We start from the raw sequence: 15724 nt of genomic DNA, 5'->3' as shown, positions 1-15724 counted from the left end.
TTTAAACACCGTTCTCTATAGTATGCACATAAATTTGAATATAAACATGCTCAATACAACATAGGGTCATAAGTTAAAATTGGAGAATAATGTGTTCAATCAAAAAAAATTATCAAGTGTTCTACTCTTGTTGGTGCTTCCAACCTTCGGCTTAATGGGATGTAGTAAACCTGAGAAAGCTGAAGTCATTACAACCGAATCAAGTGCAAGTTCTGTTGCCTCAGAAACAGTAAAAACCGAATCTATTCAAAACACTTTTGATCTTTCACAGATTCCAATTTCAAATATTACGCTCGGTCAATTCCCCTATATTTCCTTGCCGAATGGCTATCAGTTTCATGACGCAATCAAAGTAAATTTTGAGAAAATACCGTTTTGGACAGGTCAACATATTCAAAACATTGAAGGGCAATTATATAGCGCAGCTATTCAACAAAATGAGGATTACAAAGAAGGTAGCTTCTTAGAGTTACAACGTAATTTGGAAAATGTAATTCAACAGTTGGGGGGCAAGCAAATTACAATGAGTAAAATTCCTCAACAAGCGTTAGACAAGCTTCCACAAAAGTTCCAAGTAGATTATGTTGCTGGTTTAGGAGATGTTTTTAATAACCCAACCCAGACCTTTGTCGTTCGTCAAGCGAATAAGAATATCTGGTTTCAACTTACTCAAACAGGAAATGGAAATGCAGGCTTATTGGTTGCTGAAACAAAACCTGTTGAAATTACAGCAAAAGTATTAAATCCTGATCAATTAAAAACTGCTTTAGACAAAGAAAATAAGGTCAATATCGAGGTCAACTTCGCCACAGATCAAGCCAACATTTTGCCTGAATCTCAGACTCAAATAGAACAAGTCATTCAATTGTTAAAAAATAATCCTGAACTCAAATTAACTATTAATGGTCATACCGATGGTTCAGGTGATGCAAAACACAATCAAGCCCTTTCAGAACAGCGTGCAAATGCTGTTGTTAAAGCCCTCACCGATAATACTGGGATTCAACAAAATCGATTAACTGCAAAAGGTTTTGGTGATACTCAACCAGTTGCAGAAAACTCAACAGAAAATGGTAAAGCTTTAAATCGCCGAGTTGAGCTGATTAAGTCTCATTAATTTTTCTGATGAAATATTGAATTTCTCAAATTAACAAAACCCATTTTAAATCAATGGGTTTTGTTTAAGATCTATTTCTTGCATATGCAACACACTTAGCAAAATGCTGCCTAGAATAATCAAGTAAATAGTCAAATGATGTTCTAAAACGATAAATCATCCACTTATAACCTGCGATTGATTTGCTATTTTTCAAATCTTTTTTGATTCAAAAAATAAAAGTTTTAGTAACAATCACTTATCAACATAAAAGAAAGATAAATTACAAAAAAAATCAATAAAACACAAAATATTAAATATTTTCAATAATATAAATTTGCTTAACTTAAAAAATGCATATATATTGTATATACATTTTTGATTATCACCTTTGGGGATATACGTCATGGCTGAATTACCCAAAAAGACAAAGGTGAATAAAAAAGATGGGCAACTCTTAATTCGCATTAACAGTGCTGAGCGTGATCAGTTTTTACAACTCTGTGAAACGATGGACACCAGCGCAGCACGTGAGTTAAGAAAATTTATCCGTAGTTTTATCAAAAAACATCAGCCAACGGATACTCAAACTAAGGAGTAACATGATGTCTAAGCAAGTTAAATCTTTAAAGCAGAAAATCAAAGCACGTTTGGAAAAAATCTCCAAACACGAAGGTAAATTAAAAAAGCTCAAGAAAAAGCTTAAAAAGCAGAAGTAATTCCGATAACCTATTTTAAGTTTGAACTTTGATAAAAGTCGCTTAAAAAGAAGGGCATTATGTAAATAATGCCCTTTTTACACGGCTAAAGAAATTAGGCAAAAGCTCTACCTAATAATCTTTCTACATCTACCGATTTGGCATCCAGCATTCCAACCACCCTTCCATAAAACGCACTATAACGTGTTGCAATAAAAGCATCCGCAACAAAACCGGGTGCATGTTGTTTCAGCAAAATAGCCTGTGCCAAAATAACTAATCGGCTGACTAAGCTACGTGCCATAAATTGCAATTCATCTGCTTGTAAGCCATTAAATAATTTAAATAAAGCTTGTAATTCATTTTGTAGAATTGAATCTTGAGATGCGACTTGTGCCAATGATTTAAATAAGACTTCAATTGAATCGCGGTCACGTTGAATGGCACGTAATACATCCAAGCACATCACATTACCAGAGCCTTCCCAAATCGTATTCACTGGCGCTTCTTTAAAAATACGCGCCATAATTCCTGTATCAACATAACCATTGCCACCAAAAACTTCCATCATTTCGCCAGTCAATTCCACAGTACGTTTACATATCCAGAACTTTGCGGCTGGGGTCATGATCCGTTTCCACGCCAGTGATAATTCATCTGTATTTTCATAGCAATGCGCTAAATGAAAGCTCAATTGCATGGCTGCTTCCGTTTCCAAGGCTAAATCGGCTAACACCGCTTGCATCAAAGGGTGTTCTGCCAAATGTTTACCAAAAGCTTTTCGTTGGCGCGTATAGGCAATGCACTGCACCAATGCTTGTCTTAACATCGCACTTGAGCCTACAGAACAAGTCAAGCGCGTATAATTTGCCATTTCAATAATGGTTGGAATGCCCCGTCCCGCTTCTCCGATCATGATGCCCCAAGCATTTTTAAATTCGACTTCTGAACTTGAGTTACTACGATTACCCACTTTATCTTTTAAACGTTGCACATGGATATTGTTTTTCGTGCCATCTTCCAACCAACGAGGAACAAAGAAACACGCCAAACCATCTTGTTCAGTTTTCGCAACAACTAAATGTGCATCACACATGGGAGCTGAGAAAAACCATTTGTGTCCTGTCAGTAGATAAGCCTGTCCACGACCTGATTCAGCAACAGGTACTGCGATGGTTTGATTGGCTCGAACATCTGAACCACCTTGCTTCTCCGTCATCCCCATACCTAACCAAATTGACTTTTTTTGAGCAATTGGCAAATCTCGTTCATCATATTCAGTAAATAATAGTTTTTCACCCACTTTTGCCCATAATTCAGGTTCATTTTGAATGAGTGGAATACTGCCTAAAGTCATCGAATTTGGACATAAATTGCCACACTCAACTTGTCCACTCAGAAAGAAACGTGCTGCCCAATCCACCCATTTGGTACTCGATTGTGGATGATTAAATGGATAAGCATGGGTATTAAATTGACGATTGAGCTTCATCCATTGGTGCCATGCTGGATGAAATTCTAAGAAATCTTTACGACGACCACGAGCATCAAAAGCATGTAATTCAGGGGTATGGCGATTGGCTAAATCGGCATATTGATAATATTCTGTGGAACCCACAATCTGCGCGAGTTGACTGAGGTTTTGCTGATCTGTACTGCCATAACGTTGCAATATTTCCTGCAACACCTGATCCGTTTCAAATAGATTGTAAGCTTGTAACTCGTCAAACTGGTTACTGATTTCATGGGTTTGCCAATTTTGTAGCGTGTTCATCCTGAAAATCCTATCTTGTTGTTTTAACCAATTACATTCAGTATAGAAGAAAATACCTTCAAGGATGTTCGGATTATTTTTATGGCTTTACCTACAATCAATGTACGTCGTAAACCTCGCCAATCAAGGGCTCGTATCACGCAAGAAGCGTTGATTGAAAGCTTTGTTCGGCTTTTACATGAACATCCTGCTCATAAAATTACCATTCGAGAAATTACCGATATTGCTGGTGTTGGTTTAGGTACCTTTTATGAGTATTTTTCTAAAAAGCAAGATTTGATAGCGTTAACCATCTATCAACATGTTAAAAACAATGCTGAAACTCTTAAAAGTTATGCACAAAGCAGATATGACTTATCCACAGATTTGAGTTTTACTGACTATTTAGCGCAAATTATTCATTTTCAACTTGAGCAAATCCAATCCCAACAGTTTTTATGGGCGCAGTCTTTTCTCTTAGAACGGCAGATTTCAAGTATAGAAACTTATCAAAAAAGTTATGCCATGATGATACAGATGTGGCAAAACATACTTAAACCTTTTATTCAGGATAATGAACAACTCGAACAGATCAGTCTAAACGTACAACGGATTTGCTATGGTTTTGTCTCTCAGACATTGTTGATTGAACCTGAGTTTAAAGATTGGAAAGTTTTAGAAAATGAAATCCTTCAGCAACTCAGCGTAATTTCAGATAAGGGAGGATCGCTGAGTTAAAAAGAAGAGGATAGTCGCATGACTCTTCATTTTTACCATTCACTTTTCTTAGGCGAAATATCTTATGTTTTATAGGAAATTCTACAGGATTATCTTAACTTTCAGATTTAAAGAAGAGACCACTATCCCAACTGAAGCTGTATTTTGATTTCAATATTGCAAAAATTTATTGATTCATTCTTCCTAGCTGGTAAATGGGTATACACAACCATTTAATCGCAAAAACAAATCAAATATAATATTTTTATCAATTTTACAAATATCAAAGTTCAACTTAAAGTGTAATTGTCTCTTTTAAAAAAGCACACAACGCTTCGTATAGAAGCTGTGTATTTAAAGCAGATATCTAGTACTGCCCTGTGTCTTAAATTAAAAGATTAATCATTTAATTTAAGGACAAATAGATTTAACAATTGTTCACTATATTGGTTTTTGAAATACAGTTAATGTCATGTAATAGCGAATATTCTTTATCTATTCCATCTATTCAAAAATGAATACATGATTAATTAAAAATGGAGAAATAGAATGAGCCAAGACTCAAAAAAATGCCCTGTCACCCACCTAACAACTGCTTTTGGTGCACCTGTTGTAGACAACCAAAATAGTTTAACGGCAGGCGCACGAGGTCCTCTGCTTGCACAAGATTTATGGTTAAATGAAAAGCTCGCTAACTTTGTACGTGAGGTAATTCCAGAGCGTCGCATGCATGCCAAGGGTTCTGGTGCTTTTGGTACATTTACTGTCACTCATGACATCACACAGTACACACGCGCTAAAATCTTTTCACACATTGGTAAGAAAACAGAAATGTTCGCTCGTTTCACAACAGTCGCAGGTGAACGTGGTGCAGCAGATGCAGAACGAGATATTCGTGGTTTCGCATTAAAATTCTATACTGAAGAAGGTAACTGGGACCTTGTCGGAAACAATACCCCTGTATTTTTCATGCGTGACCCACGTAAATTCCCTGACTTAAATAAAGCCGTAAAACGTGATCCTAAAACCAATCTACGTAGTGCAACCAATAACTGGGATTTCTGGACATTATTACCAGAAGCGTTGCATCAAGTTACGATTGTAATGTCTGATCGCGGTATCCCGAAAAGCTTCCGTCATATGCATGGTTTCGGTAGTCATACTTATAGCTTCATCAATGCAAACAACGAACGTTTTTGGGTGAAATTTCATTTCCGTACACAACAAGGTATTGAAAATTTAACTGATGCCGAAGCTGAAGCAGTCGTAGCAAAAGACCGCGAAAGTAACCAGCGTGATCTATTCGATTCAATTGAAAATGGCAACTTTCCAAAGTGGAAACTTCAAGTTCAAATCATGCCTGAAACTGATGCAGAAAAAGTTCCTTATCATCCATTTGACCTCACCAAAGTTTGGCCACATGCAGATTATCCATTGATTGATGTTGGTGAATTTGAGCTGAATAAAAATCCTGAAAACTTCTTTTTGGATGTTGAACAATCCGCGTTTGCACCAAGTAATTTAGTGCCAGGAATCAGCGTCTCACCTGACCGCATGTTACAAGCACGACTTTTTAACTATGCAGATGCGCAACGTTACCGTCTTGGTGTGAACTATCAACAGATCCCAGTCAATGCTGCACGTTGCCCTGTCCACTCCAATCATCGCGATGGTCAAGGTCGTGTAGATGCCAACTATGGTGGCTTACCGCACTATGAACCGAATAGTTTTGGTCAATGGCAAGAACAGGCTGAGTTTAAAGAACCTCCATTAAAAATCAGTGGTGATGCCGATTATTGGGATTTCCGTCAGGATGATGCAGACTATTTTAGCCAACCGCGTGCCTTGTTCAACTTAATGAATGATACACAGAAACAAGCTTTGTTTGACAATACGGCGGGTGCAATGGGCGATGCCTTAGACTTCATCAAGTATCGTCATATCCGTAACTGCTATGCATGTGATCCTGCATACGGCGAAGGTGTTGCAAAAGCATTAGGGCTCAGTGTTGCCGATGCGCAAGCTGCTCGAGACAGTGATCCTGCTAAAGGGCATCCTGGTTTTCTATAATTGATTGAAACATGAAAAACCACCTTCGGGTGGTTTTTTATTGTCTATAAATCAACTATATTGAAAAAAAGCTCCCATCTAGAGTGAAAACATGCAACAGAAAATTGAAGAGATCATTCAACAATATGACATTATATTATTCGATGAAATTTGTGTGTTATGCAATGCTTGGGCAAAGTTTTTAATCCAGCATGATACTCAAGCAAGATTTAAGTTGGCTTCCGTTCAATCTCCACTGGGTCAAGCCATTTTAAACTACTATCAAATGCCCACTGAACACTTTGACACCATGTTGGTGATTAAAAATGGACAAGCAAGCCGTGAATCTACAGCATTTTTAAAAGTCATTGAAGAACTAGGCTTTCCGTTTTCTGCTTTAAAAATTGGCTATTTAATTCCAAAGTTTATCCGAAACTTTGTGTATCGCCGAATCGCTTTAAATCGCTATCGCCTATTTGGTACCACAGATCAATGCCTATTCATTTCTTCACATCATCAACACCATTTTTTGGAACATGTTGTTTATGAATCCACTTCAAGCAATTAGCCATGCCTTATTGAGTATTCAAATCACTTTAGCTGTATTATGGATTTATCAAGGCTTGGTGCCTAAAGTCATATATAAGGTCATTGAAGAACAGCAGTTTTGGGAATTTACAGGGATTCAATTCCTGAACATTCCAAGCTTAATTCAACTCTCTGGCGTTGGAGAAATCATATTTGGCATATTGTTTTTAATTTTTAGACAATCAAAGGTACTACATTATTTAAATATCATGGCAATGCTGTTCTTTATCGTTGTGGTTGGAGTTGTTTATCCACACTATTTTGTTCAGGGTTTTAATCCCTTTATCATGAATACAGCTATGGCTGCACTGTCGATTGTTGCATTACAGCTTTTGGACACTGCTAAACATTCGTAAATTTACATACGGGCATTGTTGCCAAACTGTTCTTTCCATCCCTGAGTTTCACGAGCAATTTGTTTCGCCAATCTGGTTTTTACTTCTTTAATTAGCAAAGCCCGTTCCTGTCCATGAACAAAACGCCCTTTATATTGGGTTTGCATAGTTTGAACATAATCATTCAATATACGTTGCTGTTGCTTGGTTTTTGGTGGGTGATGTAGAAATTGCAGATAGCCTTCGTCAGGATTTATCTTTAATGGATCATCCATGACATCTTCAATGTAAAGTAACGCACTTACTAGTTTAACATTTCCCTTTGCATCTACAGTATAAGTTTGTTTACGGACGCCATAGGGATAACTCCATATCCCCTGTCGATCCGCGGCAGCCCAGTAACTATAAAAAATAATCTGATTATCTTTGACTGCATAATCACCTACTTCGATTTGAGTGATACTACAGTCGCCAGATGTTGCATATAGGGTATGCGTTAAAAGTTTTTTGCCATGCCGATAAAATTCAATATCATTACGGATAAGGTCAACATCATCTTGATTCGAGGCACTTTTTAACTCAAAAACAGTTTGATTAATCTTTAGATTTTGATTCTCTGCAAAAGCAGTGCTAGATAATGCTAGTGATAACAGGAAACATTGAATTTTATTCATTGTTCAGCTCCCTCTTTTTTTAATCAGGCATAAATATTATGTTCTAATTAAGTTCATCCATTTTAATTTATAAACATAACTTTTCTAAAACTGGAAGCAATTCACCTGCCTGATCAAAAGGTTGTGTTTGACGATAATGCTCTACTCTTTTGACCCGTTTATAATCCTGATCATCTCGACTCTTAAATTGTTCCAGTCGAGTAAATGTCCGATCTTTACATAATAGTTGATAATAATTAATTGTATATTGTTTTTTCGGATGCACACTTTTCACCCAAGCTTGGATAAGTTGATTACCATCAAATATGGTGGTGATACTTTCAAAAAATTGAGTATCTGCATGCTGATGAATTAATTTCCATTCATCCCCTGTGTCTAAATCATATTTTTCATGAAGAGGCTTAATCCGTTCAGAATCATCAGATGATGAACGCAACTGTTCTGCAACAGCACACAGCTCATCTGAAACACAATCTGTTGCATCAGTTGCTGCAACTGATGCAGGTTTTGCCACAACCGAAGTGAATGTCAAACTCAATAACAGTATACTTAAAGCTATTTTTATCATTTTTATCTCAACCATTGATATAAGTTAGACCACCAATTTACGTCCTTCACGAATGCAATAGAATGGATTCACCATTTTCGATGAATTCTTCATGGCCTTTTGTAAATCAAGTTCAGGCTGATCACGATTTTCATCAGTCAATTGGAAAGTACGGTAATGTATCGCCAAAGAGCGTTTAGCTTGTAAATCTAAATGTGCCTGAAATGCATCTTGTGGATTCATGTGCATATATTTCATCAACGCGCGCGGTTCATATGCACCAATAGGCAATAATGCAATACGTGGTGCACCTAAACGCTTTTGAATTTCTTTAAAATGTGGTCCATAGCCTGTATCGCCTGCAAAAAAGAAATGACCATGCTCAGACACGACCGAGAATCCACCCCACAAAGCAATATTTTGATCACGTAAACCACGACCAGAACCATGTTGTGCTGGCGTATAAACGATTTTTAAGTTTTTAAAAAGTGCAGATTGCCACCAATCCATTTCAATCACATGAAATTCTTTAGGTAAATAACTGGCATTGCCTAAACCCGTGTAGATCGGCATCGCAAATTTGTTATGCAACCATCTCAATGTTGCTAAGTCCATATGGTCATAGTGATTATGACTCAATAAAACAGCATGAATTTCTGGAAGTTGTTCTAAAGCAATTCCTGCAGGAATAACGCGTTTTGGACCACGACCATGTTTTGGACTGACATAATCTGCCCAAACAGGATCAGTTAAGAAATTATAAGGACCTATTTGTACCAACACCGTGGCATGACTCACAAACCAGACTTGCCAATCGTGATCATCGACTTCTTGGCGATTTTGCGGAAGTAGCCGCTTAGTTGCATAAAACTCTGCTGCTTCTTTTTGAGTGTCTACATTCCAAGTATAGGATTTACGTGTTCCCAGCCACTTCATAAGATCCCAACGGCTACGACCTTGTGGTTTAGGTACTTCATTAAAGAAACGTTCGCCATTGTGTTGCTTAGAACCAATTACACTAAATACAGGTTTATACCAGGTGTGTGACAAACAATTTTCAGTATCAATTCGATAATGCAATTGCTGTATATGCTCAGATTGAATTGTCTTTTCTTGCATTGTATGGTCTTGTACCGTTTTATCATCCAAACGGACGATTGGCTCTTGTTTCGACATGATTACTCTAAACGCCCTTTCATTCTTTCAAGCCAAACTTGCTGTGTTTGTGGCTTGACAAATAATGCCACGATTTCGGGATGAATACTTTTAATCTTTACTTCAATTCGGTTGACACATGCTTCAATCTCATCAGAGGTTAAACCATCTTTAAACTCTAAGCTTAATGATGCAATCACCTGATGAGCACCCATTTGTTCAGTCAATACACCATTTGCTGAATATACGGCAGGATCTTCCTGAGCAACTTCTAATACATTATGACGCAGTTTTGGATCAGCAGTTTCACCCATCAGTAGTCCTTTCGTCTCTCTGGCTAAAAGTAAAGCAGAGATTGCAAGAACCACACCGATCAATATTGAAGCAATACCATCCAATATAGGTAAATCAAACTGTTGTGCGCAGAATATACCAACAAAGGCAATGATCAAGCCGATCAATGCTGCAGAATCCTCAAAAAGCACTGTAAATGTCGTAGGATCTTTACTGCGGCGGAAACTTTCAAAATAGCCCATTTTTCCTTTCATTTTCTTAAAGCTTTTTAAGGCAATAAACCACGAAGTTCCTTCACACAGCATTGCAAATCCAAGTACAACATAATTCACCAAAGGTGATTCTATAACTTCTGGATGACGAATATGTTGAATACCCTGATAAATTGAAACCATTGCACCCAATGCAAAAACCAACAATGCAACAATAAATGCCCAAAAATATAACTCTCGACCATAGCCAAAAGGATGTTGATAATTTGCAGGTTGCTGAGATTTCTTTAAGCCATACAATAATAAAATTTCATTGAGTGTATCGACTACGGAATGAACAGCCTCACTCAACATAGCCGAACTATTGGTGATATAAGCGGCGATGAACTTTACCAAAGCAATTGCTAAATTGCCCAAAAGTGCTGCATATACAACAATTTTGTTGGAATCTGACATTTATTGTCCTGCTTTTTATCATCAAATACATCAATTTGATTTTTATACCTATCCTGCCTCATATTAACCAAACAACTTGTGATTTATTTTTATTTTTTGTTGCTTTTCACAATTGAGTGAATCTTTTTATGCAATCTGATTTAACCCCTATTCTAATGACTCATTCAAAGCACCACCCACAATTATTAGAAATTTGGGAGGCATCTGTACGTGCAACACATGATTTTTTAAATGAACAACATATTCTGCAAATTAAAGAATTAATCATTCAGCACCATTACTTTGACCATGTAAAATTGTTTCATGTGGAACGCGAACAGCAAATTGCAGGTTTTATGGGGCTAGCTTATAAAAAAATTGAAATGCTATTTGTAAACCCTATTTTTTTTGATCAAGGTATTGGCTCACTGTTGATTCAAAAAGCTTTTGAATTAGGTGCGGATGAAGTGGATGTCAATGAACAAAATACTCGCGCTTTAGAGTTTTATCTTAAACATAATTTTCAACAAATGGCGCGCTCTGAACTTGATGCGGAAGGTAATCCCTTTCCAATTTTGCATTTGAAACTGAAAAAGTAATCAAGACGATAAAGCCTGTATACCGTATGAGATAAATCTAGATCATCTCATACGGTAATAAGCTCAAAAAGTTGTAGTTAAAAGAATAATGATTAAATATTGAATTGCTGTTCATTAATATATTTTAAGAATTATTTAAAAGAGGATTTTCTATATTGAAATATCTATGGGTTTTAATAATCCATTTATTTTCTAAATACTATAACCATCTTCACCTGATCATTGTTTATCGATTATACTCTTGCAAAATCTTAATAAGACTTTTTTTGGATTATTCTTTGGACGAGTTATATGGAATTACGACACCTAAGATACTTCATTACTGTGGCTGAAGAGCTGAACTTCAGTAAAGCAGCATTGAGGCTTTATACTGCACAGCCCTCACTCAGCCAACAAATCAAAGATCTTGAAGAAGATGTCGGTGTCAAACTATTGCATCGAACCAAACGGAAAGTCGAACTGACAGAAGAAGGTGCTGTTTTTCTTGAGCAAGCACGTCTCACCTTGGCACAAGCAGATAAGGCTGTTGCCATGGCTCGACAAGTTTCTAAGGCAAAACAACAATTACTACGCATAGGTTTTGTACCTGTTGCTGAAATGAAAGTCTTCCCTTATGTGTTACCCAATCTCAGAGTTCAAAACCCTGATTTAAAGATTGAGCTACTCAGCTTAGACAATCACGAACAAATACGTGCCATCAAAAAAGGTGATTTGGATATCAGCTTTACTCGGCATAATTTTCATAATGATACAATCGAAAGTAAATTTGTATTGCGTGAACCACTCATTTTTATTTTGCCTAAAGACCATCCACTGGCACAATACGAGCGTATTCCAGTAAAAGCACTCAATGGCGTTGATTTTGTGATTCCTGCGGAAGAGCCATCAGGTACATTACACAATTCTATTTTAGACTTTGCGAAGCAGCATCATATTGAATTTAATATTGTGCAAAAAGTAGACAATATTTTATCTCATATCAATTCTGTGGGTATGGGGCTCGGTTGTAGTATTGTGCCTGGCTATATCGCTCCATTGGCAATGAGTAATACCGTCATTCGTCCATTAGATGTTGAACTTCCTTATTTAGACTTATATGTCAGCTATAAGAAACTTAGCCACGCTGTTACAGTACAAAAATTTATGGCTTTACTGACAAAAACGTTCCATCTTGATATCAACCGTATAGACAATTAAATGTTGCTATGGAATAAATTCATGCTGTATTTACATGATTCATCGCACAGAGTGCTTAAGACATTCTCTTGCTTACAAACAGCGAAACTTATTCATCGTTGAAAGCAACAAATACACTTGAATAAGTTACTTTCAATCGCATATGTTTCTCATTTTAGAGAAAAATATCCTCCAAAGTGTTAGAAGCTTTTCACTTTCTTTAATCAAGAACGACAACATAAGTCTCATCATCTGATGCTATTTCAGTTAAGATATTTCTGAATAATCATAACAATGATAGTAAAGGCTGAATGATTGTGGCGATATCGACATTTCATCATATTCGTACAGGGATTCAATCTCGTCCCTATTTTTTTATTACTTTTCTTATCACTTTTGCGGTTTATGCTGTATTGGGGCTAAGTACAGATTGGGTATGGTCAACCAAATTGTTATTCGGTTGGAATATCGCAATCATGATCTATCTAGTACTGACCATGAAAACTTTATGGGCAACCCATCAAACCCACATTCTCAAGCGAGCCCAACAACAGGATGCCAGTAAGTGGATTATTTTACTTTTGGTCATCTTTGCTTTAGTGATGTGCTTCATTGCAATTGTGGTTGAACTCTCACATATGCCCAGTAATACAATGTTTAAATTTGGGCATTTGAGCTTGGCGATATTGACCATTATTTTCGCATGGTTATTTATGCATACTGTGTTTGCCATTCATTATGCACATGATTTTTATTTGGCTGTGGCAAAGCATCAAGATGGCGGATTGGATTTTCCCAAAACACTTGAACCAACCTATCCTGAATTTCTATATTTTAGTTATGTGATCGGTACTTCTGCACAAACCGCTGATGTATCCATTACTTCTCGCTCAATGCGTGTCTTAAATATTTTACATATCCTTTTGGCCTATGGCTTTAACACTACAATTTTGGCGATCTGTATTAACGTTGCCGCAGGTTTTATCTAAATACTGAATAGCGACATGAATTCGAATCAATGTCATCGTAAAACTGTTGAAAACTCATACCGTAAAATATAATTTCTCATTTGTCGACAACGCCTCAATTTTCCGAGACAATGATGCAAAACCAGTCTAATTTCTGATTTTGCATGGTCTTGAAAGTTACTCTGCAAAAAGCGATTGAGGATTTTTTAAATTTTTACGACTTTTGACTGCATCAAGATATTTTTCAATTGCTGGATGACTTTCAATCTCTGCCATCTTTAATTGCCAAAATAGCATCGAGCCCACAAAAACATCCGCTGCCGTAAATTGCTCACCACAAAGATAGGGTTGAGCTTGTTCCAAGCCCTGAATTAAAGCCGTATAGGTATCCTGAAAATTCCCATAGCCAATATGCTTTTTTTGTTCATCAGCAATTTCAACCTTTAAGGCGCGATCCGAATTAGCTGCATCCCACGGCCCAGCAGCAAAGAGTAACCAACGGTAATATAAACCACGTTTTGGATCATCTAATGCAGGTGCAAGACCCTGATCAAAAAATTTATCTGCCAAATAAGCACAAATTGCCGCCATTTCATAAATCACAATATCGCCATCAACCAAAGTTGGCACTTTCCCAAATGGATTAATTTTTAGATAAGATTCTGATTTCATCTCAGTATAAAAAGCCAACTCAATTTTTTCAAATTCAGCACCAAGTTCAATCAATAGCCACTCAATCACAAGACCTCTAGATTGTGCGTTGGTATATAGTTTTAAGCCCATTTTTTCCATTCCTTTATTGTGGTCCTTTAACTATAGTCATGGGCTGTGTCAGTTTTTGTCAGGAGCGTTTGTGTTTGATTTCCTTTCTTGCTCTTTTTGCCACCATGCCTGAAAAAGATGACGTTTAAATTCAGGATAGACCGTTTCTGTCACATGCATTTTTTGAATGCGATCTAAACGAAAATTTCGAAAGTCTTCGCGTAATTCACACCACGCAGCCAAAAGCATTTTGTCGTTAAAATAGCCCAACACAAATGGCCAAAGTACTCGTGTAGAAATATTCTGTTTTTCATCTAAATAATCGACTTCAATTTTGACTTGATAGCGGATTGCCAAACGCACCTGTTCTACAGTTTTTTCATCAACAGCCAGCCAGTGATTGATAGAACGAAGCATGGTTTCATTAATTAATTCCTGTTTATTTTTTGGAAGTACTGCATTGAGCTTCGTTAAGACGGAATGTGAGGCACTTTTTAATGCGGGATCTGGCACAGATTTTAACCAATGCAATGCCAAAAACACTGCTTCAACTTCTGTTTCATCCAGACTCATCGGGGGAAGCAAAAAGTTTTCTTTGAGCTGAAAACCTAAACCTGCACTGCCTTCGATATGAACACCTTGATCTCGTAAACTTTCAATATCCCGATACACACTTCTTACGCTAATCTCTAGATGCGCTGACAGGTGCTGTGCGGTAATAGGGTAACGTTGCTCTCGCAAAAGCTGCAACAGTGTCAATAATCGAATAGAACGACTCATAATAAATTTTCTTGTTATATACGCTTTAAATAAGCTGACGTTGTTCGCCAACAGCAAACAACGTAGTCGACAGCTAAGCAACTTCAGAAGTATTGATTTGCGTCTTTAAAAATTGATGTAAAACAGTCACATTGTTGGCAATCATCAAGGGATTAAATGTTTTGAGTACATCAACACTATGTACACCATAACTCACACCCACACGCGGCATTGCAATTTTTTGCGCCATTTCCAAATCATATGAGGTATCCCCCACCATAATCGCCTGTGTAGCATCCATCCCCGTGTAATTTAAAATTTCAGTCAACATTAAAGGATCTGGCTTAGATTTAGTCTCATTGGCTGCGCGCATGACTTCAAATAATTCAAGACTCTGTGTTTGAGCTAAAACTCGATCTAGACCACGACGGCTTTTTCCTGTTGCAACAGCCAATTTAATATTCTGATTTTTTAAATCGTACAACATCTCAGAAACGCCATCGAACCACTGATCATCTTTAGAGTGTTCAACATAATGATCGCCATAACACTTCAAAATATCTGCGTGCAATTCAGGAACTTGAGGAAATAGCACTTGTGCCACTTCAGGCAACCCTAAACCAATAATGCTTTTAGCTGCTTCAGGCGTTAAGGGTTGTTCATAGACTTTTGCAGCAAATAATAAACTTTCAACAATTTGCCCAACTGAATCAAATAATGTTCCATCCCAGTCAAAGACAATCAGTTCTACAGGCTTTTGCATGAATTACTTCCAATATGTGTTCCGTTGATTGGGTCTTTACATTCCCGATAAAGGTTACCGTATCACAGACCAAGAGAGGTGATATTGATTTATTTTCATCCTTGACAGGTTAAAGTCATCACTTATTTTAAACATGTGGAAATT

Annotated in this window: 17 protein-coding genes; 9 read left to right on the top strand and 8 right to left on the bottom strand. The window is 37.0% G+C overall.

Annotated elements, in window-relative coordinates; all coding sequences use genetic code 11:
* Window positions 1-91: 91 nt before the first annotated feature.
* Window positions 92-1117 (top strand): OmpA family protein, encoded by a 1026-nt coding sequence (locus tag F938_RS22965; RefSeq protein ID WP_005035567.1) that lies wholly within the window; start codon window positions 92-94, stop codon window positions 1115-1117.
* Between the two features lie 385 nt (window positions 1118-1502).
* Window positions 1503-1697 carry a hypothetical protein gene (locus F938_RS22960; protein ID WP_004718119.1) on the top strand — a complete coding sequence of 65 codons (195 nt, stop codon included), beginning with the start codon at window positions 1503-1505 and terminating at the stop codon, window positions 1695-1697.
* Between the two features lie 212 nt (window positions 1698-1909).
* Here the strand turns inward: F938_RS22960 and F938_RS22955 are convergent, their stop codons facing one another.
* A complete protein-coding gene (locus F938_RS22955) occupies window positions 1910-3568 on the bottom strand; it encodes an acyl-CoA dehydrogenase family protein (protein ID WP_005035564.1) in 1659 nt (552 codons plus the stop codon).
* A gap of 81 nt (window positions 3569-3649) precedes the next feature.
* Here F938_RS22955 and F938_RS22950 point away from each other — a divergent pair, with 81 nt between their 5' ends.
* The 4 genes from F938_RS22950 to F938_RS22935 all read left to right on the top strand — a co-directional run bounded on the left by F938_RS22950 (window position 3650) and on the right by F938_RS22935 (window position 7257).
* The gene (locus F938_RS22950) at window positions 3650-4285 is read left to right on the top strand and encodes a TetR/AcrR family transcriptional regulator (protein WP_005035562.1); all 636 of its coding nucleotides are present in this window, start codon (window positions 3650-3652) and stop codon (window positions 4283-4285) included.
* 528 nt (window positions 4286-4813) lie between these two features.
* Window positions 4814-6334: a catalase gene (locus F938_RS22945; RefSeq protein ID WP_004826559.1), complete on the top strand. Its 1521-nt coding sequence runs from the start codon at window positions 4814-4816 to the stop codon at window positions 6332-6334.
* Between the two features lie 91 nt (window positions 6335-6425).
* Complete coding sequence (locus tag F938_RS22940; RefSeq protein WP_005035560.1) at window positions 6426-6881, top strand: thiol-disulfide oxidoreductase DCC family protein; 456 nt, start codon at window positions 6426-6428, stop codon at window positions 6879-6881.
* Window positions 6859-7257, top strand: coding sequence for a DoxX-like family protein (locus F938_RS22935; protein ID WP_005035558.1), 399 nt, complete (start codon window positions 6859-6861; stop codon window positions 7255-7257). Before F938_RS22940 ends, F938_RS22935 begins: the two co-directional genes overlap by 23 nt.
* Before the next feature lie 2 nt (window positions 7258-7259).
* On the opposite strand, the gene F938_RS22930 is transcribed toward F938_RS22935, so the two are convergent.
* The 4 genes from F938_RS22930 to F938_RS22915 form a co-directional block, all read right to left on the bottom strand.
* Entirely contained in the window at window positions 7260-7910 is a 651-nt protein-coding gene (locus F938_RS22930) for a hypothetical protein (protein WP_005035556.1), read from the bottom strand.
* A 67-nt stretch (window positions 7911-7977) separates the two neighbouring features.
* On the bottom strand, window positions 7978-8478 hold the full coding sequence (locus tag F938_RS22925; RefSeq protein ID WP_005035555.1) for a hypothetical protein: 501 nt from the start codon (window positions 8476-8478) through the stop codon (window positions 7978-7980).
* A gap of 24 nt (window positions 8479-8502) precedes the next feature.
* Complete coding sequence (locus F938_RS22920) at window positions 8503-9633, bottom strand: MBL fold metallo-hydrolase (protein WP_005035552.1); 1131 nt, start codon at window positions 9631-9633, stop codon at window positions 8503-8505.
* Window positions 9634-9635: 2 nt separating this feature from the next.
* Window positions 9636-10574 (bottom strand): cation diffusion facilitator family transporter, encoded by a 939-nt coding sequence (locus tag F938_RS22915; protein WP_004826547.1) that lies wholly within the window; start codon window positions 10572-10574, stop codon window positions 9636-9638.
* A 128-nt stretch (window positions 10575-10702) separates the two neighbouring features.
* Between F938_RS22915 and F938_RS22910 the strand changes: the two genes are divergently transcribed.
* The 3 genes from F938_RS22910 to F938_RS22900 all read left to right on the top strand — a co-directional run bounded on the left by F938_RS22910 (window position 10703) and on the right by F938_RS22900 (window position 13317).
* Window positions 10703-11152 (top strand): GNAT family N-acetyltransferase, encoded by a 450-nt coding sequence (locus F938_RS22910; protein WP_005035550.1) that lies wholly within the window; start codon window positions 10703-10705, stop codon window positions 11150-11152.
* A gap of 291 nt (window positions 11153-11443) precedes the next feature.
* A complete protein-coding gene (gene hcaR, locus F938_RS22905) occupies window positions 11444-12349 on the top strand; it encodes a DNA-binding transcriptional regulator HcaR (RefSeq protein WP_005035548.1) in 906 nt (301 codons plus the stop codon).
* A 290-nt stretch (window positions 12350-12639) separates the two neighbouring features.
* On the top strand, window positions 12640-13317 hold the full coding sequence (locus tag F938_RS22900) for a DUF1345 domain-containing protein (protein ID WP_005035546.1): 678 nt from the start codon (window positions 12640-12642) through the stop codon (window positions 13315-13317).
* A 156-nt stretch (window positions 13318-13473) separates the two neighbouring features.
* Here F938_RS22900 and F938_RS22895 read toward each other — a convergent pair whose 3' ends face one another.
* The 3 genes from F938_RS22895 to F938_RS22885 form a co-directional block, all read right to left on the bottom strand.
* Complete coding sequence (locus tag F938_RS22895; protein ID WP_005035544.1) at window positions 13474-14079, bottom strand: glutathione S-transferase family protein; 606 nt, start codon at window positions 14077-14079, stop codon at window positions 13474-13476.
* Between the two features lie 48 nt (window positions 14080-14127).
* Window positions 14128-14838: a helix-turn-helix transcriptional regulator gene (locus tag F938_RS22890; RefSeq protein WP_005035541.1), complete on the bottom strand. Its 711-nt coding sequence runs from the start codon at window positions 14836-14838 to the stop codon at window positions 14128-14130.
* Window positions 14839-14911: 73 nt separating this feature from the next.
* On the bottom strand, window positions 14912-15580 hold the full coding sequence (locus F938_RS22885) for an HAD-IA family hydrolase (protein ID WP_005035539.1): 669 nt from the start codon (window positions 15578-15580) through the stop codon (window positions 14912-14914).
* Window positions 15581-15724 lie beyond the last annotated feature (144 nt).

Origin of the sequence: Acinetobacter bereziniae LMG 1003 = CIP 70.12, assembly GCF_000368925.1 — a bacterium.
GTDB classification, from domain to species: domain Bacteria; phylum Pseudomonadota; class Gammaproteobacteria; order Pseudomonadales; family Moraxellaceae; genus Acinetobacter; species Acinetobacter bereziniae.
This window is presented reverse-complemented; position numbering and strand designations above follow the sequence as displayed.